The following is an 18,926-nucleotide window of genomic DNA, read 5'->3' on the forward strand; positions in this document are numbered from 1 at the left end:
AGAGCGTGGGAACGATCACCCTCGCTACAACGGAACGCCATTCAGGCTAAGCTGCCCAACATTTGTCCTCCTGATAAGAAGTGATCAGCACCATGGGTAGAGTCGTTGCGGCCGCCGTCTACAGCGCCGGAAAGAAAGTCACTGATATCACCCTCGACGAAGGCGCGGCCTGGGCCGCCAAACCCGGCCACTTTGTGTGGATCGGCCTGGAAGAGCCCAGTGCTCAGGAGCTGAACAACCTGCAACGCCAGTTCAACCTGCACGAGCTGGCGATCGAAGACGCCATGGAAAAGCATAGCCGCCCGAAGCTGGAAACCTTCGGCGACGCGCTGTTTATCGTCACCTATTCACCGGTGCGGGAGAACGGCAAGCTGGAGTTTATCGAAACTCATATCTTCGCCGGCAATGGCTACATCATCACCGCCCGTAATGGACACTCAGCTTCCTACGGTTTTGTACGCCAGCGCTGTGAGGCGCGTCCGTTGTTGCTGGAGCATGGCGAAGATTTCGTACTCTATGCCTTGCTGGATTTCGTCACTGAAAACTATCAGCCGGTCAGCGAGGCGATCCACGCCGAGATCGATGAACTGGAGCGCAACGTGCTGTGCAGTTCCCTGAGCGAGCGCGACATCCAGAACCTTCACGGCCTGCGCCGCGACGTGTTGCGGCTCAAGCGCTATGTGGCGCCGATGGTGGAGATCAGCCAGGAACTGCAGAAGCTGAGCTTCCCGTTTATCGACAAGAACATGCGCCCGTATTTCCGTGATGTGCAGATCCACGTCACGCGGCAGATGGAAGACCTGACGACCCTGCGCGATATCGCCAGTCAGACCATCGAGATCGGCGTGTTACTGGAGGCCTCGCGCCAGAGCGTGGTGCAGCGCAAGTTCGCCGCTTGGGCGGCGATCCTCGCGTTCCCCACGGCGGTCGCGGGGATTTATGGGATGAATTTCCAGAACATGCCCGAGCTGCAATGGCACTACGGCTATTTTGCAGTGCTCGGGTTGATTGCGGTGGGCTGCACCAGCCTGTGGGCGAGCTTCAAACGGTCGGGTTGGCTTTAACGTTGTGCGCTACAAAGCGCATCATCCATTCCGCCACGGTCGCGCCGTGGTGGTCCCGCTCCAGGCTGGCCACGCCGTTGGTGTAGACCTTTTCGCCCAGGGTTGTCTGAAGAATCTCAAGCAGTTCGCGGGAATAGTCGTGAACAAATTCCGGATGACCCTGGAAGCACAACACCTGGTCACCGATGTGATACGCCGCGATGGGGCAAAACTCGCTCGAGGCAATGACCGTGGCATTTTCCGGCAGGGTCGTGACCTGGTCCTGGTGGCTGATCAATAGCGTCAGTTCCGGCACTTGCGGGCTCATCCAGGGTGCCTTGGCATCGATGGTGTAGTCGTGAATGCCCATGCCCCAGCCTTGGCTGGCGCGTTCGGTCTTGCCGCCGAGCAGCAACGCCAGCAACTGGTGGCCGAAGCAGATACCCAATAACTTGTCGCCGCGCTCGTAGCGCTGGAGCACGTAGGTCTTGAGGGTCTGGATCCACGGGTCGGTGCCGAACGAGTCGGCTTTGCTGCCGGTGATCAGGTACGCGTCAAAGGCTTCGTCATCCGGCGGGTATTCACCCTGCACCACGTTGTAAACCACAAACTCTGCGGCAATCGGCTGCTTGGCAAACAGGCGCTTGAACATCTGCCCGTAACCTTGGTACTGATCGATCAGGCCTGGACGCAGGATATCGGTTTCCAGGATGCAGACGCGTAGCGACATAAAAAATACCTGACACGGCGATGGGAATATTGAACACCCAGAGCGTGCCTTGAAACACCTGTTCAAAGCAAGCCCTGCCCCCTGATCAGCGGAACGTTTCACCCTGTGCGGCTTTCTCCAGGAGCAGCGCCGGCGGCGCAAACCGCTCGCCATACGCGTCGGCCAGATAGCGCGCCCGGGCGATGAAGTCGTTCAGGCCGTACTGGTTGATAAACTGCAACGCACCGCCACTCCAGGCGGCAAAGCCAATGCCGAAGACCGAGCCGATATTGGCGTCGGCCGTGGACATCAACACGCCCTCCTCCACGCAACGCACGGTTTCGATGGCTTGGATAAACAGCAAGCGGTCGCGCACGTCCTGGGGCGAAATCTGTTTACCGGGCTGTTCGAACCGCGCCTTGAGTTCTGGCCACAGGTGCTTCCGGGCGCCTGCTGGATAGTCATAAAAACCGCCACCGGCGGCCTTGCCCGTGCGTTTGTATTCGTTGACCAGCAGGTCGATCACCGCCGTCGCCGGGTGGGCCTTCGGCACCTCGCCTTGGGCTTGCAGGTCCTTGGCGGTTTGCTGTCGGATATGGCTCATGAGGCTCAGGGATACTTCATCCGACACCGCCAGTGGCCCGACCGGCATACCGGCCTTGCGCGCTTCGGTCTCGATCATCGGCGCGGCCACGCCTTCGCCGAGCATGGCGATGCCTTCGTTGGTGAACGTGGCGAACACCCGCGAGGTGAAGAACCCGCGGCTGTCGTTGACCACAATCGGGGTTTTCTTGATTTGCAGTACGAAGTCAAAACCTCGAGCCAGGGTTTCGTCGCTGGTGCGCGCGCCCTTGATGATTTCCACCAGGGCCATCTTGTCCACCGGGCTGAAGAAATGCAGGCCGATGAATTTGCCTGGGTCGGGCACCGCGGTCGCCAAGCCGCTGATGGGCAAGGTCGAGGTATTGGAAGCGATCACGACGTCCGCCCCGACTACGCGTTGCGCGGCGGACGATACCCTGGCCTTGAGGTCGCGTTCTTCGAACACCGCTTCGATCACCAGGTCACAGCCGGCCAAGTCGGCGTCATCCTGTGTAGGGCAAATCCGCGCCAAGGTGGCTTCGCGCTGCTCGGCGGTCAATTGCCCACGGCTGACGTTCTTGTCGAGCAACGCGGCCGAATGGGCCTTGCCCTTTTCGGCCGCCGCCAGGTTGACGTCCTTGAGTACCACGTCGATCCCTGCACAGGCGCTGGCATACGCAATGCCCGCCCCCATCATGCCGGCGCCGAGCACACCGAGCTTGCGCGTCACAAAAGGTGCAAAACCCTGTGGTCGCGAACGGCCGGCGTTGATTTCATTGAGCTGAAACCAGAATGTACCGATCATGTTTTTCGCCACCTGCCCGGTCACCAGCTCGGTGAAATAGCGGGTTTCGATCAAGTGCGCAGTGTCGAAATCCACTTGAGCGCCTTCCACGGCAGCGCAAAGGATTTTCTCCGGCGCAGGGAAACAGCCCTGGGTCTTGCTGCGCAGAATCGACGGTGCGATGGCGAGCATCTGCGCGACTTTCGGGTTCGACGGCGTGCCCCCGGGAATCTGATAGCCCTTATGGTCCCAAGGCTGCCGGGCCTCGGGATGGGCGAGGATCCAGGCGCGGGACTTGGCCAGCAGCTCATCGCGATCTGCCGCCATCTCATCGATCAGGCCCGCCTGCAATGCCTGCACCGGCCGCACTTTCTTGCCTTCCAGCAGATATGGCAGGGCTTTTTCCAGGCCCAGCAGGCGCACCATGCGCACCACCCCGCCGCCGCCCGGCAACAGGCCCAGGGTGACTTCGGGCAGGCCGAGCTGCACCGACTTGTCGTCCAGCGCGATCCGGTGATGGCAGGCCAGGCAAATCTCCCAGCCACCGCCAAGGGCCGCACCGTTGATCGCGGCCACCACCGGTTTGCCAAGAGTTTCCAGGCTGCGCAGTTGCGCCTTGAGCACGCCGACGCCGTCGTAGAATTGCTTGGCGTGGGCAGTGTCGACCTGGATCAGCTCATTGAGGTCACCGCCGGCAAAAAACGTGTTCTTGGCCGAAGTAATGATCACCCCGGCCAGGTCGGCTTTTTCTGCCTCCAGGCGCGCAATGGTGGCCGCCATGGCCGCACGGTACGTGGCGTTCATGGTGTTGGCGCTTTGGCCGGGCGTGTCGAGAGTCAGCACCACGATCTGGTCCTGGCCTTTTTCATAACGAATGGCGTCGGTCATGACAGTTTCCCTAAGGCTCAGAGGCGTTCGATGATAGTGGCGATGCCCATGCCACCGCCGACACACAGGGTGGCGAGGCCGTAGCGCTGCTGACGCACTTCCAGCTCATCGAGCAAGGTGCCGAGGATCGCGCAGCCGGTGGCGCCCAGCGGGTGGCCCAGAGCGATGGAGCCGCCATTGACATTGACCCGGGCGGCGTCGATGCCCATGTCCTTGATGAATTTGAGCACGACCGAAGCGAACGCCTCATTGACCTCGAACAGGTCGATGTCCTCGACGCGCAGGCCGGCCTTGGCCAACGCCTTGCGCGTGGCCGGTGCAGGACCGGTGAGCATGATGGTGGGATCGGTGCTGGTCACCGCCGTGGCGACAATCCGCGCGCGCGGCTGCAAGCCGAGCTCGCGCCCTTTGGCCTCGGAGCCAATCAACATCAAGGCAGCGCCATCGACAATCCCGGAGCTGTTGCCCGGTGTGTGCACATGCTGGATGCGTTCCACTTGGCTGTGGACCCGCAACGCGGTGGCGTCGAAGCCCATCTGGCCGATCATTTCGAAACTCGGCTTGAGCTTGCCGAGGCCTTCGAGGGTGGAGTCGCCACGGATAAATTCGTCATGGTCGAGCAGCACAATGCCGTTCTGGTCCTGCACCGCGATCAGCGACTTGTTGAAGGATCCGTCTGCTCGTGCCCTGGCGGCTTTCTGCTGGGACTGTAGGGCAAAGGTGTCCACGTCCTGGCGGGTGAAGCCTTCCAGGGTAGCGATCAGGTCGGCACCAATGCCCTGCGGCGTGAAGTGGCTGTGCAGGTTGGTTTGCGGGTCGAGAACCCAGGCGCCACCGTCGCTGCCCATTGGCACGCGGGACATGGACTCGACGCCGCCAACCACCACCAGGTCCTCAAAGCCGGAACGCACTTTCATCGCCCCGAGGTTGACGGCCTCCAGGCCCGAGGCGCAGAAGCGGTTGACCTGCACGCCGGCAACGCTGATGTCCCAGTCCGCTACCAGTGCGGCGGTCTTGGCGATATCGGCGCCCTGGTCGCCCACTGGGGTGACGCACCCGAGCACGATGTCATCCACCTGACGGGTGTCGAGGTCGCTGCGTTGCGCCAGCGCCCTGAGCAAACCGGCGACCAGATTGACCGGCTTGACGCTGTACAGGGCGCCGTCGGCCTTGCCTTTGCCTCGGGGCGTGCGTATCGCATCAAAGATCAAAGCTTGGGTCATGATGGCCTCGAACCACAGTGGGTGTAGGCCCCTACCTTAAGCCCGATTGACACGGTTTCAATGACGGATGCGCTCATTGCTTTTGACCCCCTCGCTCGGACGAACGGTAGGCAGCTACGGGAAACCCTGGGTTAATCGTTTTAGCTGTCTAGCCTCGGGGTTGGCGCCAAGATGGCACTACGCCTCATGCCGTTTTAAGCGGATAAAGTGCTTAGCTGATATGAAATGGATCTATGCGCCGAAGAACGACGGCTCTAAGGTTGAATCTGTAAGAAGCTGCTGCCGGGTTTTGCTGGAGCGGTTGTAAGAAAAGTTTCACGCCAGGTCGCGATACTGGATCAACCGGTACGCATTTGACGTTCAGGAATAACAACAAAAGGCAGTCAGCCATGTTCAAACATTCGAAAGTACGTCAGGCGGGACTTATTTTGTTCGCCACCACACTGATTCTGATCTTGCCCAATTTAACCAAGGTTATCGGGTGACGACTCGACCTAATTATTCCGTGCGTACACAGCATCGGGATTACAGCGTTTGGCAGCACCTGCCGGGGCATTGCGTATAGCCGTCCTGTTGCAGGGGCTGTCTTTTTGCGCGCAGATTTGCGCTATCGTAGTTCTCCCGTCCCCTCGAAACGGCCTGCCCTTTGAAATCTATCCTCGCCTTGCTCGCGCTGTTGCTGACCCTGCCCGCTTCGGCGGCGCAACTGACCATCGAACTGGACCACGCCAGCAAGACTTGGCAGACGGCGGAGCTACTCAAGCACCCGGATGCGCGGACGGTGCAGATCGTCGATGACGTTTCCTACAAGCGCACCATGACCTACCGCGCAGTGCCCTTGGCGAGTCTCCTACCGGGCCTGAAACCTGCGAGCCATGTGCAAGCGGTGGCCCTCGACGGTTTTGCCGCCGAACTCGCCGTCGCGCCACTGTTGGAAAACACCGGCGCTCGCGCCTGGCTGGCGGTGGAAGACCCGGCCCATCCATGGCCTGCGCTGGGAGATGGCAAACCGAGCGCGGGGCCGTTCTACCTTGTGTGGACCGATCCGCAGGCCGGGCATATCAGCCCGGAACAGTGGCCGTTTCAGATATCCAGCATCAAGCAGCTGCAGACCGTTGTCGAGCGCTTTCCGGCGCTGCTGCCTGATCCGAAACTGGCCGCAAATAGCCCGATCAACCAAGGCTTCGCGGTGTTCCAGAAAAATTGCCTGGCCTGCCACCGCCTAAACGGGGCGGGCGATGCGCAGATGGGGCCGGACTTGAATATCCCGTACAGCCCTACCGAGTATTTCGGTGGTGATTTTCTCAAGCGTTACATTCGTGACCCTCAGAGCCTGCGACGTTGGCCGCAGGCGAAGATGCCGGCGTTCTCGGCCAGTGTGCTACCGGACCATGAGTTGGATTTGCTGGTGGGATATTTGCAGCATATGGCGGGGCGCAAACAGCAGCCTTGAGGCTCGCGCAGATCAGAAGTGGGAGGGGGCTTGCTCCCGACAGCAGTGTGTCAGTCAGCTTATCGGTAACTGACACACCGCCATCGGGAGCAAGCCCCTCCCACATTTTGGATTGAGTACAGTCAGTCGGCCCGGCGCACGGCAGGCCGCATTGCAAAACCTCCTGAAACAACACAGCCCCCTCCCACACTGGGATTGGGTTGTATTTAAGATTATTGCTGCTGCACGGAAACCACCGGCGTCGGTGCGACAAACACCTTGGCATGCATCTGCTCATGCCCTCCCCCACGGCGCATGCCCCGCACCGGGCAGGCGTCCAGGTAGTCCAGGCCCACGGCGAGTTTCAGGTGCCGCTCCGGCCGGGCCAATTGGTTGGTCACGTCAAAACTGTACCAAGCGTTATCCAGCCAGGCTTCGGCCCAGGCATGGCTGGCCAGGTGCGCGCTGTCTTCGGTGTACAGATACCCTGATACGTATCGCGCCGGGATGCCCAGGCTGCGCGCACAGGCCAGGAACGCATGGGTATGGTCCTGGCACACGCCCGCGCGGCCGGCGAAGGCCTCGGCAGCGCAGGTGTCGACGTCCGTGGCGCCCGGCGTGTAGACCATCGATTGGTTAAGGGCATGCATCAGGTCGATCAGTGCCGTGCGGTCGCGACGCTGGTGGCAGTGTTGCTGGGCAAAACCGCGCAGGGCTTCGTCGGGCTCGGTCAGGCGCGTGCCGCGCAGGAACGGAAAGGCCGACTGGCTCTCGTGTTCAGCCTCACTCAATTCGTCGATATCCACCTGGCCACGGGCGCCGATGATGATGGCGTCGTGAGGTTCGTCCAGGGTCAGCACATGCAGGATGTTGCCGAATGGGTCCACTTGCGCCCGTACGGGGCGCGGCAGATCGAGCTGCCAGCTCAGCACACGCTGACGCTCGCTGTCGTGGGGCGTCAGGCGCAGATATTGGATGCTGGCGCGCACCTGGTCTTGGTAGTGGTAGGTGGTTTCGTGGCTGATGGAGAGTCTCATGCCGCCTCCAGGTAGGAGCTGTAGATGGCGTCGCCCAACTGGCGGACCAAGGGGATAAAGTCGGTCAGCCAGGCGTGCAGGCCTTCCTCGAGGATTTCATCGATGGCGGTAAAGCGCAGACGCGCGTCCATCTCGGCGGCCAGGCGCTGGGCCGGGCGACCGTTGAGGCCCGGCAGGCTGGCGAGGATCTGGTCGATCTCTTCGCTGCAGGCCCGTAGCGAGCGCGGAACATCAGCGCGCAGCAGCAACAGTTCGGCGACTTGCCGGGCGCCCGGCGCATCCCGATAAATCTCGGTATAGGCCTCGAACGACGACAATGCCCGCAGCAACGCACTCCATTGATAGTAGGCGTGGGCCGTGCCATCGCTGACCGTTGCAGCCTGGTCGCCGGCCATTTCGTAACGCGCGTCCAGCAGGCGCAGGGTGTTGTCGGCGCGCTCGATGAAGGTGCCCAAGCGGATAAAGCGAAACGCATCGTTACGCATGATGGTGCCGTAGGTGGCGCCGCGGAACAGGTGCGAGCGCTCCTTGACCCATTCGCAAAACCGGCTCATGCCGTAGCGGCTCAAGCCCTGTTGGGCGATATCGCGAATATCCAGCCAGGTAGCGTTGATGTTTTCCCACATGTCGGCGGTAATCCGCCCACGTACCGCATGGGCGCTGGCCCGTGCGGCGCCAAGGCAGCTGTAGATGCTGGCCGGGTTGGCAGCGTCCAGGGCGAAAAAGTGCAGCAGGCGTTCGGCATGCAGTTCACCGTGGCGCTCGTGGTAATCCTCCAGGGTGCCGGTGATCAACAGCGGCATGGCCAATTCGTGCAGACCATCGCCGCGCCCGTCCTGGGGCATCAGCGACAGCGAATAACTGACATCGAGCATGCGCGCGAGGTTTTCCGCGCGCTCCAGGTAGCGCGACATCCAATACAAATCCGAGGCAGTTCTACTCAACATGTGTCAATCCTCGACCACCCAGGTGTCTTTGGTGCCGCCGCCCTGGGACGAGTTGACCACCAGCGAACCTTCGCGCAGCGCCACCCGGGTCAGGCCACCGGGCACCACGCGGGTTTCCTTGCCCGACAGCACGAACGGGCGCAGGTCGATATGCCGCGGGGCAATGCCGTTTTCGACGAACGTCGGGCAGGTGGACAAACACAGGGTTGGCTGGGCGATGTAGGCGTGGGGCTTGGCCTTGATGCGTGCGCGGAAGGCTTCGATTTCCGCCGCGGTGGACGCCGGGCCCACCAGCATGCCGTAGCCGCCGGAGCCTTGGGTTTCCTTGACCACCAACTCGGGCAGGTTGGCCAGTACGTGGGACAATTCATCGGGCTTACGGCATTGAAACGTCGGAACGTTCTGCAGGATCGGTTCTTCATCCAGGTAAAAACGGATCATCTCGGTAACGAATGGGTACACAGACTTGTCATCCGCCACCCCGGTGCCGATGGCATTGGCCAGCACCACGTTGCCCGAGCGGTAGGCGGCAAGCAGGCCCGGTACGCCGAGCATGGACGCCGGATTGAAAGCCAGCGGGTCGAGAAACGCGTCGTCGAGACGGCGATAAATCACGTCCACCGCTTTGGGGCCGTCGGTGGTGCGCATAAACACGCGGTCATCACGCACGAACAAATCGGCGCCTTCCACCAGCTCCACGCCCATTTCCCGGGCGAGGAAGGCATGTTCAAAGAAAGCACTGTTGAAACGCCCAGGGGTCAGCACTACCACGCTGGGGTTATCCAGGGGGCTGGAACTCTTCAGGGTGTCGAGCAACAGGTTGGGGTAATGGTCAATCGGCGCGATACGCTGGGCCGCGAACAGCTCGGGAAACAGGCGCATCATCATCTTGCGGTCTTCAAGCATGTAGCTGACGCCGCTCGGCGTACGCAAGTTGTCCTCCAGCACGTAGTAAGTGCCGTCGCCATCGCGTACGAGGTCTACCCCGGAAACGTGGGAATACAGATCACGGTGCAGGTCCAGGCCCTGCATTGCCAACTGGTATTGCTCGTTGGCCAGTACCTGTTCGGCGGGGATGATCCCGGCCTTGATGATGCGTTGTTCGTGGTAGAGGTCGGCGAGGAACATGTTCAACGCCTTGACCCGCTGGATACAGCCGCGCTCGACCATGTGCCATTCGCTCGCCGGGATGCTGCGGGGGATGGTGTCGAAGGGGATCAAGCGCTCCGTCCCTTGCTCGTCGCCATACAGCGTGAAGGTGATTCCGGCACGATGGAACAGCAAATCGGCCTCGCGTCGACGCTGGGCCAGCAGTTCGGCAGGGGTGTCGGCCAGCCAACGGGCGAACTCGCGGTAATGGGGACGAACCTGCCCTGCCCCATCGTACATTTCATCGTAATAAGTGCGGATCATGCCGTACTCCTTGTCACCCGGACGACAGACCCTTCGCAAGGCCCGTGCCAGCGGCATAAACACTTTCAAATCAAAGGATTGGATAAGCCCCGAATTCCCCTCGCACCGTCCTGGTGCGCGAAATGACAGCAGCCCTGCCACACGCCTCATCGTAATGCGGCGTTGGACTATCAACAGCATAGTCAGCGTTGATTTCATTGCCCGCGCACTTCTGCGGATAATCGCGCTCATCAGCTGAACAGGACATGTCTTACAGCTAAACCTTTTGTACAACCAGTAACGTGCCAGCTCGTGTGATCGGCTCCTCGATCTTCCCCTTCAGCCACCCTTTCGGGTGGCTTTTTTTGCGTGCAGGAAAGTGCACGTTCCGAACATGTTTGCCGAGCCCAAACAAAATCGGCCGACCCAAAAGGTCAGCCGATACGCTGTGTTGCTCATAAACGCTACATGGGTAACCCACGCACCTCCTGCTTGACGCCCCAGCCTTCGATAATTCCGCCCAACGGCTCCACCACTGCCTCAAAGTCCTGCTCGAAGTCTCCTATGCCGTCGTACGTTGCAGACATGATTTTGCTCAGTTCCAGGTACCAGGCACCGTCGTCGCGGGCGCTGACCTGGGCGTTCAGGGATTCTCCGCGAAATCGACCCGCAGCCCTGCGCGCCCGTTCTTCATCCGGGAAAATCGCGTAGAACTCGATGGGGTGAAAACGTGAAAAGTCAAAGCCGCCTTCTTTCATGCGGCGCAGAACGTTGGTGCTGATGTCTTCTTGATAGGCTGTGCTCATGAAACGTCCTCCTCAGACTGATGGATAGACTTTCCGTGCTTCCTGAAACCCGCGCGCTGCTGGCGCGGGCACCACGGCAATAACGACACCGCAGGAAAACAAGCATGTAGCTGACAAGACCAGACCTTAGCGATTCATTCGCTGATCTCGATTGCAGAGTAACGCGAAGCTATCACCTCTACCAGAGGTGCATGGATCGCTTACAGGGAATATTCAGGCGCAGGGTTCGACCTTGAGGTCTTTGATACCATTTTGATCGTGCAAGCTCTTGACCGTGGGATCAGGGACACGATCGGCAAGATCGTTGAGGTCCAACTTTTCCAATACCGGCGACACACGCACGCGCACCAGCTGTGCAGCTTCTTCCAGCGTCGGCTCATGATCGCAGTCAAACTGCTCGACTTCCGGCTCGCCACGGTCATTGATGAAAGAAATGTTCCACTTCGGCATCGGTGCCTCCTCGATAAAACCCATGTGTGGGCTCACATCTATCTGGACCTTGAGGCTTCACCAAACGTTCCACTCAAGGCAGGAGGCACCGGATCGGCCGCGTTTACTTCTCGGCGTGTTCCTTCAGCGCTTTGAGCGTGTTGAACGGTGCTTCTACCACGAACTTGTTGGCCAACCACGACGGCACGCTGCCGCCGGGCTCGGTGTGCACCTGGTAGGTCACTTCGGTCTCGTTGGCGCCTTTGGGCACCAGCTTCCAGAAACCTTCCACCTGGGCGACCCGGACATAGCCTTTTTCTTCCGGCTTGTACGTCGGCACCCCTTGCAACGTGCGGGTAACGCTACCGTCAGCGGCCTTGGTGGTGGTGACATGGATATACGAATCGCGATCCGTCACAGGGAACGGTGCCTTGAATTGGGTGTAGGTCCAGGCCTCATCGCCTTTCTTGTCGACCAGTTTCTGGGATTTGCACTCATGGATCCACGAGCAGGCGCCAGCGACATCTTCCTGCAGGGCCTGGATCTTCGCCACGGGCGCCTTGATCAGAGCCACACCGCGATAGGCCTTGTACTTGGAGCCGGCCACTTCGCTCAGGGACACCTTGATGCCGTCCTCATTCTTGGCGTCTTGCCAATCCTCAGCCTGGGCAGCGCCAGCGAACATCATCGTAAAACCGCATACCACAGCCATTCGTTTCAGCGAACCCATCGTTGTATTCCTTGTTGTTGAAGTTCCGATAGTAAAGCCCATCAAGCCGCCGTCATCTGCTCCCACCAACCGATCAGGCGGATCGCATCGGCCTGGTCGTTGCCGCAGACTTCGATATCTGCCTTGAAATCACTGCACACCGCTGGCCGCTCCGCTTGGCCGAACAGTTGGCATAGCTGTTCGACCGACAAGTGCAGGCAGCGTTCGCCCGCAGGTTTGCCGTGGGGCATTCCCGGTAGGGGCGAACTGATGGAGGGGGCAATGCAGCAAGCGCCACAGCCTTCACGGCATTTCATGACCAACAGGTCCTCGACGACTCAATGGGATGGCCGGGCTAGAGTACGCCCTTAAACAGCCGTTTTAAAATGGTCCAACAGGGGTTTTTCGTACAAAACAGAAGTGACCGACCAGTCTACGACCGGTGGTCAGTGGCGCGGCTCACTGATGATCGTGGGTTTATTGCTTGAATTCAAAATCCAGCGCGGCACCTTCCACGTCACGTCGCTCTTCGTTGCGCAACTGCAGCTTCATCTCGTTGCTGAGCAAGCGGCCGTTGATCTGGAACGCGCTGTTGTCGGACGGTTTTTCACTGAACATCGGCGGCAATAACGGCACGCTCTTGGGTTTGGGCATGGTGCCGATGGGTTGCAGCAGCCTGACCATGTCCGAGGGCAGGGACAGGTCCAACTGTGCCGGTGGCAGCTTGGTCTGGGCGACTTCGTGGGCAGACTTGGACTTGCTCGCAATCGGTGCGCGCTTCTTTACCTTGGCGGTTTTTTTCTTCGCCTGCGGTGCCGGCTTTTTCGCAGCGGTCTTCTGTTCGACGCTTGCAGCAGGCTTGGTGTCCGTCACAGGCGCGGCCGCCAGCGCAGTGCCGACGTTGCATAGACTTATCAAGCCAACCATCCAGACAGCGCGAAAAATAGAGGTCATATCGCCAACAGCATTAACGGCAGAAGGCCATATGCTCGCTTGTTGTGCGTGGCATGACAAGCACAGAGATCAATCTTGTCCCCCTTTATGCCCCTCAAAGGCCCGCCGCCGTCTCCTGGCATAACTGGCTGGCAAGCATCCCCAGGGTCATCAGCGCACGCTCTGCCTCGCGGTTCCACGGGGTGCCGCAATTGAGACGGATACAGTGGTTGAACTGTTCCGTATTACTGAAGATCAGCCCCGGCGCGATACTGATGCCCTGTTGCAGGGCACGCACATGCAGTTCCTGGGTATTGACCCGTCCCGGCAAACTGACCCACAAAATGAAGCCGCCGGTCGGACGGGTCATCTGAGTGCCTTCGGGGAAATATTGCTGCACCGCCAGCTGGAAAGCGCTGAGGTTTTTGCGGTATTCCTGGCGAATGTAACGCAGGTGCCGGTCGTAACCACCGTTCTCCAGGTACGCAGCAACGCCCATCTGTGTGACGCTGCACGCAGAGTGGGTGCTGAACATCTGCAAACGCTGGATTTCCTGCTGATACTTACCGGCGATCATCCAGCCGATGCGCACGCCGGGGGATAAGGTCTTGGAAAAACTCGAGCAGTAGATGACCCGGTCAAGACGGTCATAGGCTTTCAGGGCCTTGGTGCGGCCCAGTTCGAACATCAACTCGCCGTAGATATCATCCTCGACAATTTGAATATCGAAATCCGAGGCCAGGCGCAGCAACTGTTTCTGCCGCTCTTCGGGCATGGTGCCGCCCAAGGGGTTGCTCAGGCGCGTGGTCAATACCAGCGCCTTGATCGACCACTGGTTGGCGGCCAGTTGCAAGGCCTCCAGGCTCATGCCGGTGGCCGGGTCGCTGGGAATCTCGATGACCTTGAGGCCCAGCAGGTCGGCCAGTTGCAGCAAGCCGTAGTAGGTCGGTGACTCAGCGGCGATCAGGTCACCGGGGCGCGTCAGCACGCGCAGCGACATCTGTAATGCATCGACGCAGCCGTGGGTGATCACCACTTCGGACGGGTCCACCACCACGCCGGCATCGCGCATGCGAATCGCCACCTGGCGGCGTAGCGGTTCGAAACCGGGGCTGAACATGTAACTGAATGCACGCGGGCTCTGGAAACGCGTGACCTTGGCCAACTGCTGGTGCAACGCCCGTACCGGCAGGTAATCCACACTCGGCACCGCCGCGCCCAAGGGAAATACGCCTTCACGGCGCGACTCGACCAGCACTTGCTGGATGATGCTGCTGCGGGTGACCAACCCCGGGCGTTCAACCCGCGCAATGTCTGGGGTTGGCGCCGTGAGTGCCGGCGTCTGGTGCACGTAATAGCCCGACTGCGGGCGCGCCCGGATCAGCCCCTGGTCTTCCAGATTGGCGTAGGCCTGCAGCACCGTGGCATGGCTCACGTTGAGCTGAGAGCTCATCTTGCGCACCGAAGGCACACGCTCCCCCGGCTGATAAACACCACGCCGAATATCCTCAGCCAGTTGCTGGGCGATACGTTGGTAGAGCAACAGATTGGTCATGACGCAGCACTCGATTTCACGGGTATTTTATTTTTGTGTGAAACATACCGGCACAGTTTAGAAGTGTACGGGGACAGTTGCCACAATAGTCGAGCGCGGGAAGGAGTGACAGAAAAAACTGTAGGGGTCGTGAATAGAATTTTCAGGTGTATACAGAAAAATGTGGGAGGGGGCTTGCTCCCGATAGCGGTGGTTCAGTCAACACTTCAGTGACTGACACTCTGCCATCGGGAGCAAGCCCCCTCCCACATTTTGAGTTGCGCCAGACTTCAGCGAGCGGCGCCCAGTTGGCCTTTTTCGTCGGAGAACACAATTTCCACGCGGCGGTTCTGCGCGCGGCCACGTTCGGACGCATTGGCCTCCACGGGGTATTTGTCGCCATACCCTTCGACCTGAATGCGTTTTTCGTCGATGCCCAGGTCAATCAGCACATCCGCCACCGATTGCGCGCGGTCATGGGACAGGGTCAGGTTGTCGTGCTCGCCCCCGGTGTTGTCGGTGTAGCCCTCGATGCGCACCGTGCGCCTGGGGTTCAGTTGCAGGAACTGCACGATCTTCAACACCGTGCGGTTGGCCGAGTTCTGCAACTCGGCTTCGCCGGTATCGAACAGTACGTCGCCCAGGGTCATCACCAGGCCACGGTCGGTCTGGGTGGTCAGGCTGGCGATTTGCTGTTCGACCCACTTGCCCTGCTGCTGCACGCTGGCCAGCTTGCTCTCACGCAAGGCCAGTTGCAGGCGTTGGCGCTCCAACTCGAGTTTGGCCAGGCGCTCGGCGTTAAGTCCCTGCTCGGTGTGTTCACGGGCAATGGCACTGTAGCGTTGGCTCAGGTAGGCGTAGTGCACCACGTCGGCGCCGCTGCCCCAGTAGCTGGACAGGCGATCGGCACGCGCCAGGGACTCACCGGCGCGGATTACATCCTTGGGCGCGAAACGCAATACATTGGCGTCTTCCTTGACCCGCTGAAAGTCACTGCTGGCCTGTTGCAGTGCCTGCTCACCAGTGGGCTGGCTGGCGCAACCGCCCAACGCTACGCTGCTCAGCAGCAATACAGCGCTCAAACCACGCATCGTCGGGCTCATTGGGCTTCTCCCAGCTGCAACTGCTTGCGCAGGCGGGCGATGCGGGTGTTGACCACGTTCAATTGCTCCTGGCTCTTGCCGGTCAGCACCTTGGCCTCGGCCAGGCGCGCATCCAGCTCAGCCTGCTCGGCCCGCATGCGCGCGTGTTTGTAGGACTGGTCGGCCATGTCGGCCCTGGCTCTGGCAAATTTGTCTTCGGCTTGTTTCAGCTCGGTCGATTCATCGGCATTGGCGCCGACTGCGCTGGCTTGCTCCAGGGCTTGCTGGGTCAGGCGCATTTGTTCGGTCGGCGCAGGATCGGTGGCGCATCCCGCCAGAGCGACAACGGCAAAGGCCGCGAAAAGAGGTCGAAGAGTCACTGAAAATCCCTACTTTGTTGGGGTGCCGACGGCTTGTTGCAATTGCGCCTTCCAGCGCTCGAGATTGCGCTGCAACGCGGTTTCCGCCACACCGGACGCGGGCAATTCTGTCATCTTTTTGGCCAGCTGTCCGCGCAGCCACGGATCATTGCAGGCGGAATTGTGGGAAATCGCCAGGTACAGGCCGGGCTGATCGATCGGTATGTCGCGCGCCACCAGGTCATCGCTCATACCCAGGCTCTGGGCCATGGCCATGCCGGAATAGCGGCTGGCGAGCACATAGTCCACCTCCCCCAGCAACAGTTTCTGGAACGCCGGCGTCAGGCCAGGCAGACGCTGCAGGGTCAATTGCTGGCTGGCAACGGTTTCGAACCCGGCACTCAAGCGCGCGCGCTCCGATACGGCCCCCTTGTGGCCCTGCAAGTCGGCAGCGGTGCTATAGACCAAAGACGAGTCCTTGCGCGTCCAGACCAGGTAATCGATCTGCATCAAGGCCGGGTGTATGTAGTCGAGGGTTTGCAACTCGCCGAGGTTCAACGGCGCATCGGCGAGCACATCCATGCGTCCGCTGCGCACTTCATCCAGAGCCAGGGAGCGCTTGCCGCCGTAAAGCAGGTCGATTTTCAGGCCGAGGTCCGTGGCCACCTGTTGCAACACATCGGCGGTGGCGCCGATCAGGTGGGTCGGGTCCTGCGGGTCGCGCCACAGCAACGGCGGTGCGTCCGGGCTGCCGGTGATTACCAGGCGCTCGCATTTGCCGGCCGCCAGCGACAATGTCGGCAGCAGCGTAAGGCCCAGTAGCAGGATCAAAGGACGCAATTGCATGGCGAGGTGCTCCCACACGTCAAAAAAAACCCGGTCACAAGACCGGGCTCTTTATAAGTGAAGCGACTGGATTAGACCAGCTTCTCCAACTCGGGGATGGCTTCGAACAAGTCCGCCACCAGGCCGTAATCAGCCACCTGGAAGATCGGTGCTTCTTCGTCCTTGTTGATCGCAACGATCACCTTGGAGTCTTTCATACCGGCCAAATGCTGGATCGCGCCGGAAATACCGACGGCGATGTACAGCTGGGGTGCCACGATCTTGCCGGTCTGGCCGACCTGCATGTCGTTGGGTACGAAGCCTGCGTCGACGGCCGCGCGCGAGGCGCCGACCGCCGCGCCCAGCTTGTCGGCCAGGGCGTACAGGTGCTTGAAGTTGTCGCCGTTCTGCATGCCGCGCCCACCGGAAACGACGATCTTGGCAGCAGTCAGTTCCGGACGATCGGACTTGGCCAGTTCCTCGCCAACGAAGCTCGAAGTGCCAGCGTCGTGGGCGGCGGCAACCGCTTCAACCGATGCCGAACCACCTTCGGCGGCAACCGGGTCGAACCCGGTGGCGCGTACGGTGATGACTTTGATCGCAGCGTTGGACTGTACGGTAGCGATGGCGTTACCGGCGTAGATCGGGCGCTTGAAGGTGTCGGCGCTCTCAACCGAGATGATCTCGGAGATCTGGTCAACGTCCAGCTGCGCGGCAACGCGTGGCAGGATGTTTTTGCCGTTGGACGTGGCGGCGGCCAGGATGTGGCTGTAGCCAGCGCCCAGCTCTGCAACCAGAGGGGCAACGTTTTCCGGTAGCTGATGCGCGTAGGCAGCATTGTCAGCGTTCAGGACTTTGCTCACACCGGCGATTTTCGCGGCGGCTTCAGCCACGGCGCCAGCGCCCTGGCCTGCTACCAATACGTGGATGTCGCCACCGATTTTAACGGCTGCGGCCACGGTGTTCAGGGTGGCCGGGGCCAGCACTTTGTTGTCGTGTTCTGCGATTACCAAGATAGTCATGGTTAGATTACCTTCGCTTCGTTTTTCAGTTTCTCGACCAGTTCAGCCACCGATTTGACCTTGATGCCCGCGCTGCGTGCAGCCGGCGCTTCGACTTTCACGGTCTTGTTGGTAGAGGCGGTGGAAACGCCCAAAGCGTCTGGAGTCAGCACTTCAAGAGGCTTCTTCTTGGCTTTCATGATGTTTGGCAGAGACGCATAGCGCGGCTCGTTCAAACGCAGGTCGGTGGTGACGATGGCCGGCAGGTTCAGGGAAACTGTCTGCGCGCCGCCGTCGATTTCACGGGTCACGGCAACCTTGTCGCCGCTCACTTCCACTTTGGAAGCGAAGGTGCCCTGGCCGTAACCGGTCAGTGCAGCCAGCATCTGGCCGGTCTGGTTGTTGTCGCTGTCGATGGCTTGCTTGCCAAGGATCACCAACTGAGGCTGTTCCTTGTCGACAACGGCCTTGAGCAACTTGGCCACGGCCAGGGAGGTCAGCTCTTCAGCGGACTCGACCAGGATGGCGCGGTCGGCGCCCAGTGCCAGGGCGGTACGCAACTGTTCCTGGGCAGTGGTCGGGCCGATGGAAACCACGACGATCTCGGTCGCCACGCCTTTCTCTTTCAGGCGTACGGCTTCTTCCACGGCGATTTCACAGAATGGGTTCATCGACATCTTGACGTTAGCCAGGTCGACGCCGGAATTGTCCGCCTTGACGCGAACTTTCACGTTGTAATCGACAACGCGTTTGACAGCTACAAGAACCTTCATGGATTCCTCGTTACTCTCCGGTGAAAAGAAAGTCGCCTAGGCAAGCCTGGCGGTTGATGCTCATCGGCACACAAGGGCACCTCCAAAAACGTCAGCGGATGACTCGGCGATGGAAAAATGATGACCGTTCGTCAGGGGTGACTGAGAAGTCATTCTTTATCGCAGTGTGTAAACTGCGCGCCAGCATACGGCGCGCGTCACCTGTGGTGCTTTTGGACGTGCTCTTGAAACCTGCAGTCTGCCTACGGTAAGCGCAAAACCGACCGTATATTGACCGGAACGCCTATTCTGGTCAATACGGCAAAATGGTCAGTCATAAGCCGCGTTGCTTTGATTTACCTAGGCTGCGGGCAATTCAAACAAACGTTTGTATTGGACGCTGCCAGTGGTGTAGATATAATGCGCCACCCAGAGAGAAAGGTGGGTCTTGCCGTTGCT

19 protein-coding genes are annotated in these 18,926 nt (G+C 60.2%); 2 read left to right on the plus strand and 17 right to left on the minus strand.

Features of this window, described 5'->3' with window-relative positions:
- The first annotated feature begins 92 nt into the window (after positions 1 to 92).
- Positions 93 to 1,064 carry a magnesium and cobalt transport protein CorA gene (locus tag C4J88_RS19955; RefSeq protein WP_124363969.1) on the plus strand — a complete coding sequence of 324 codons (972 nt, stop codon included), beginning with the start codon at positions 93 to 95 and terminating at the stop codon, positions 1,062 to 1,064.
- Here C4J88_RS19955 and C4J88_RS19960 read toward each other — a convergent pair.
- The 3 genes from C4J88_RS19960 to C4J88_RS19970 form a co-directional block, all read right to left on the minus strand.
- Positions 1,042 to 1,773: an amidotransferase gene (locus tag C4J88_RS19960; protein WP_124367988.1), complete on the minus strand. Its 732-nt coding sequence runs from the start codon at positions 1,771 to 1,773 to the stop codon at positions 1,042 to 1,044. The genes C4J88_RS19955 and C4J88_RS19960 overlap by 23 nt on opposite strands.
- An 85-nt stretch (positions 1,774 to 1,858) precedes the next feature.
- Positions 1,859 to 4,006, minus strand: a complete 2,148-nt coding sequence (locus C4J88_RS19965) for a 3-hydroxyacyl-CoA dehydrogenase NAD-binding domain-containing protein (protein WP_124407928.1) — start codon at positions 4,004 to 4,006, stop codon at positions 1,859 to 1,861.
- A gap of 17 nt (positions 4,007 to 4,023) precedes the next feature.
- Positions 4,024 to 5,229, minus strand: a complete 1,206-nt coding sequence (locus tag C4J88_RS19970; protein WP_124407929.1) for an acetyl-CoA C-acetyltransferase — start codon at positions 5,227 to 5,229, stop codon at positions 4,024 to 4,026.
- A gap of 646 nt (positions 5,230 to 5,875) precedes the next feature.
- Between C4J88_RS19970 and C4J88_RS19975 the strand changes: the two genes are divergently transcribed.
- Positions 5,876 to 6,682 carry a cytochrome c gene (locus C4J88_RS19975; protein WP_124407930.1) on the plus strand — a complete coding sequence of 269 codons (807 nt, stop codon included), beginning with the start codon at positions 5,876 to 5,878 and terminating at the stop codon, positions 6,680 to 6,682.
- A gap of 212 nt (positions 6,683 to 6,894) precedes the next feature.
- Here C4J88_RS19975 and C4J88_RS19980 read toward each other — a convergent pair whose 3' ends face one another.
- The 14 genes from C4J88_RS19980 to C4J88_RS20045 all read right to left on the minus strand — a co-directional run bounded on the left by C4J88_RS19980 (position 6,895) and on the right by C4J88_RS20045 (position 18,488).
- Positions 6,895 to 7,698, minus strand: coding sequence for a transglutaminase family protein (locus tag C4J88_RS19980; protein WP_124367992.1), 804 nt, complete (start codon positions 7,696 to 7,698; stop codon positions 6,895 to 6,897).
- Positions 7,695 to 8,645 carry an alpha-E domain-containing protein gene (locus C4J88_RS19985; protein ID WP_124363975.1) on the minus strand — a complete coding sequence of 317 codons (951 nt, stop codon included), beginning with the start codon at positions 8,643 to 8,645 and terminating at the stop codon, positions 7,695 to 7,697. The genes C4J88_RS19980 and C4J88_RS19985 overlap by 4 nt, the downstream gene beginning before the upstream one ends.
- A 3-nt stretch (positions 8,646 to 8,648) precedes the next feature.
- On the minus strand, positions 8,649 to 10,058 hold the full coding sequence (locus tag C4J88_RS19990; RefSeq protein ID WP_124367993.1) for a circularly permuted type 2 ATP-grasp protein: 1,410 nt from the start codon (positions 10,056 to 10,058) through the stop codon (positions 8,649 to 8,651).
- A gap of 443 nt (positions 10,059 to 10,501) precedes the next feature.
- Positions 10,502 to 10,843: a ribonuclease E inhibitor RraB gene (locus tag C4J88_RS19995; protein WP_057721151.1), complete on the minus strand. Its 342-nt coding sequence runs from the start codon at positions 10,841 to 10,843 to the stop codon at positions 10,502 to 10,504.
- A 213-nt stretch (positions 10,844 to 11,056) separates the two neighbouring features.
- A complete protein-coding gene (locus C4J88_RS20000; protein ID WP_124407931.1) occupies positions 11,057 to 11,317 on the minus strand; it encodes a hypothetical protein in 261 nt (86 codons plus the stop codon).
- 79 nt (positions 11,318 to 11,396) lie between these two features.
- Positions 11,397 to 12,002, minus strand: a complete 606-nt coding sequence (locus C4J88_RS20005; protein ID WP_124407932.1) for an START domain-containing protein — start codon at positions 12,000 to 12,002, stop codon at positions 11,397 to 11,399.
- 41 nt (positions 12,003 to 12,043) lie between these two features.
- Positions 12,044 to 12,298: a YkgJ family cysteine cluster protein gene (locus C4J88_RS20010; RefSeq protein ID WP_124404994.1), complete on the minus strand. Its 255-nt coding sequence runs from the start codon at positions 12,296 to 12,298 to the stop codon at positions 12,044 to 12,046.
- A 160-nt stretch (positions 12,299 to 12,458) separates the two neighbouring features.
- The gene (locus C4J88_RS20015; RefSeq protein ID WP_124367997.1) at positions 12,459 to 12,935 is read right to left on the minus strand and encodes a translation initiation factor 2; all 477 of its coding nucleotides are present in this window, start codon (positions 12,933 to 12,935) and stop codon (positions 12,459 to 12,461) included.
- A gap of 94 nt (positions 12,936 to 13,029) precedes the next feature.
- Positions 13,030 to 14,469, minus strand: coding sequence for a PLP-dependent aminotransferase family protein (locus tag C4J88_RS20020; protein WP_124363981.1), 1,440 nt, complete (start codon positions 14,467 to 14,469; stop codon positions 13,030 to 13,032).
- A gap of 269 nt (positions 14,470 to 14,738) precedes the next feature.
- Positions 14,739 to 15,551 carry an OmpA family protein gene (locus C4J88_RS20025; protein ID WP_124371553.1) on the minus strand — a complete coding sequence of 271 codons (813 nt, stop codon included), beginning with the start codon at positions 15,549 to 15,551 and terminating at the stop codon, positions 14,739 to 14,741.
- Positions 15,548 to 15,910, minus strand: a complete 363-nt coding sequence (locus tag C4J88_RS20030; RefSeq protein WP_124368000.1) for a DUF4398 domain-containing protein — start codon at positions 15,908 to 15,910, stop codon at positions 15,548 to 15,550. The genes C4J88_RS20025 and C4J88_RS20030 overlap by 4 nt, the downstream gene beginning before the upstream one ends.
- A gap of 9 nt (positions 15,911 to 15,919) precedes the next feature.
- Entirely contained in the window at positions 15,920 to 16,735 is an 816-nt protein-coding gene (locus C4J88_RS20035) for an ABC transporter substrate-binding protein (protein WP_124407933.1), read from the minus strand.
- A 71-nt stretch (positions 16,736 to 16,806) separates the two neighbouring features.
- The gene (locus C4J88_RS20040; protein ID WP_124371556.1) at positions 16,807 to 17,736 is read right to left on the minus strand and encodes an electron transfer flavoprotein subunit alpha/FixB family protein; all 930 of its coding nucleotides are present in this window, start codon (positions 17,734 to 17,736) and stop codon (positions 16,807 to 16,809) included.
- A 2-nt stretch (positions 17,737 to 17,738) separates the two neighbouring features.
- The gene (locus tag C4J88_RS20045; protein ID WP_124407934.1) at positions 17,739 to 18,488 is read right to left on the minus strand and encodes an electron transfer flavoprotein subunit beta/FixA family protein; all 750 of its coding nucleotides are present in this window, start codon (positions 18,486 to 18,488) and stop codon (positions 17,739 to 17,741) included.
- Positions 18,489 to 18,926: the final 438 nt, after the last annotated feature.

The organism is Pseudomonas sp. R4-39-08, from assembly GCF_003852275.1.
Taxonomy (GTDB): domain Bacteria; phylum Pseudomonadota; class Gammaproteobacteria; order Pseudomonadales; family Pseudomonadaceae; genus Aquipseudomonas.

Bases quoted from the DNA above. Each gene is read 5' to 3' on its own strand.
- C4J88_RS19955 (WP_124363969.1), top strand. From the start codon at position 93: ATGGGTAGAGTCGTTGCGGCCGCCGTCTACAGCGCCGGAAAGAAAGTC.
- C4J88_RS19960 (WP_124367988.1), bottom strand. From the start codon at position 1,773: ATGTCGCTACGCGTCTGCATCCTGGAAACCGATATCCTGCGTCCAGGC.
- C4J88_RS19965 (WP_124407928.1), bottom strand. From the start codon at position 4,006: ATGACCGACGCCATTCGTTATGAAAAAGGCCAGGACCAGATCGTGGTG.
- C4J88_RS19970 (WP_124407929.1), bottom strand. From the start codon at position 5,229: ATGACCCAAGCTTTGATCTTTGATGCGATACGCACGCCCCGAGGCAAA.
- C4J88_RS19980 (WP_124367992.1), bottom strand. From the start codon at position 7,698: ATGAGACTCTCCATCAGCCACGAAACCACCTACCACTACCAAGACCAG.
- C4J88_RS19985 (WP_124363975.1), bottom strand. From the start codon at position 8,645: ATGTTGAGTAGAACTGCCTCGGATTTGTATTGGATGTCGCGCTACCTG.
- C4J88_RS19990 (WP_124367993.1), bottom strand. From the start codon at position 10,058: ATGATCCGCACTTATTACGATGAAATGTACGATGGGGCAGGGCAGGTT.
- C4J88_RS19995 (WP_057721151.1), bottom strand. From the start codon at position 10,843: ATGAGCACAGCCTATCAAGAAGACATCAGCACCAACGTTCTGCGCCGC.
- C4J88_RS20000 (WP_124407931.1), bottom strand. From the start codon at position 11,317: ATGGGTTTTATCGAGGAGGCACCGATGCCGAAGTGGAACATTTCTTTC.
- C4J88_RS20005 (WP_124407932.1), bottom strand. From the start codon at position 12,002: ATGGGTTCGCTGAAACGAATGGCTGTGGTATGCGGTTTTACGATGATG.
- C4J88_RS20010 (WP_124404994.1), bottom strand. From the start codon at position 12,298: ATGAAATGCCGTGAAGGCTGTGGCGCTTGCTGCATTGCCCCCTCCATC.
- C4J88_RS20015 (WP_124367997.1), bottom strand. From the start codon at position 12,935: ATGACCTCTATTTTTCGCGCTGTCTGGATGGTTGGCTTGATAAGTCTA.
- C4J88_RS20020 (WP_124363981.1), bottom strand. From the start codon at position 14,469: ATGACCAATCTGTTGCTCTACCAACGTATCGCCCAGCAACTGGCTGAG.
- C4J88_RS20025 (WP_124371553.1), bottom strand. From the start codon at position 15,551: ATGAGCCCGACGATGCGTGGTTTGAGCGCTGTATTGCTGCTGAGCAGC.
- C4J88_RS20035 (WP_124407933.1), bottom strand. From the start codon at position 16,735: ATGCAATTGCGTCCTTTGATCCTGCTACTGGGCCTTACGCTGCTGCCG.
- C4J88_RS20040 (WP_124371556.1), bottom strand. From the start codon at position 17,736: ATGACTATCTTGGTAATCGCAGAACACGACAACAAAGTGCTGGCCCCG.
- C4J88_RS20045 (WP_124407934.1), bottom strand. From the start codon at position 18,488: ATGAAGGTTCTTGTAGCTGTCAAACGCGTTGTCGATTACAACGTGAAA.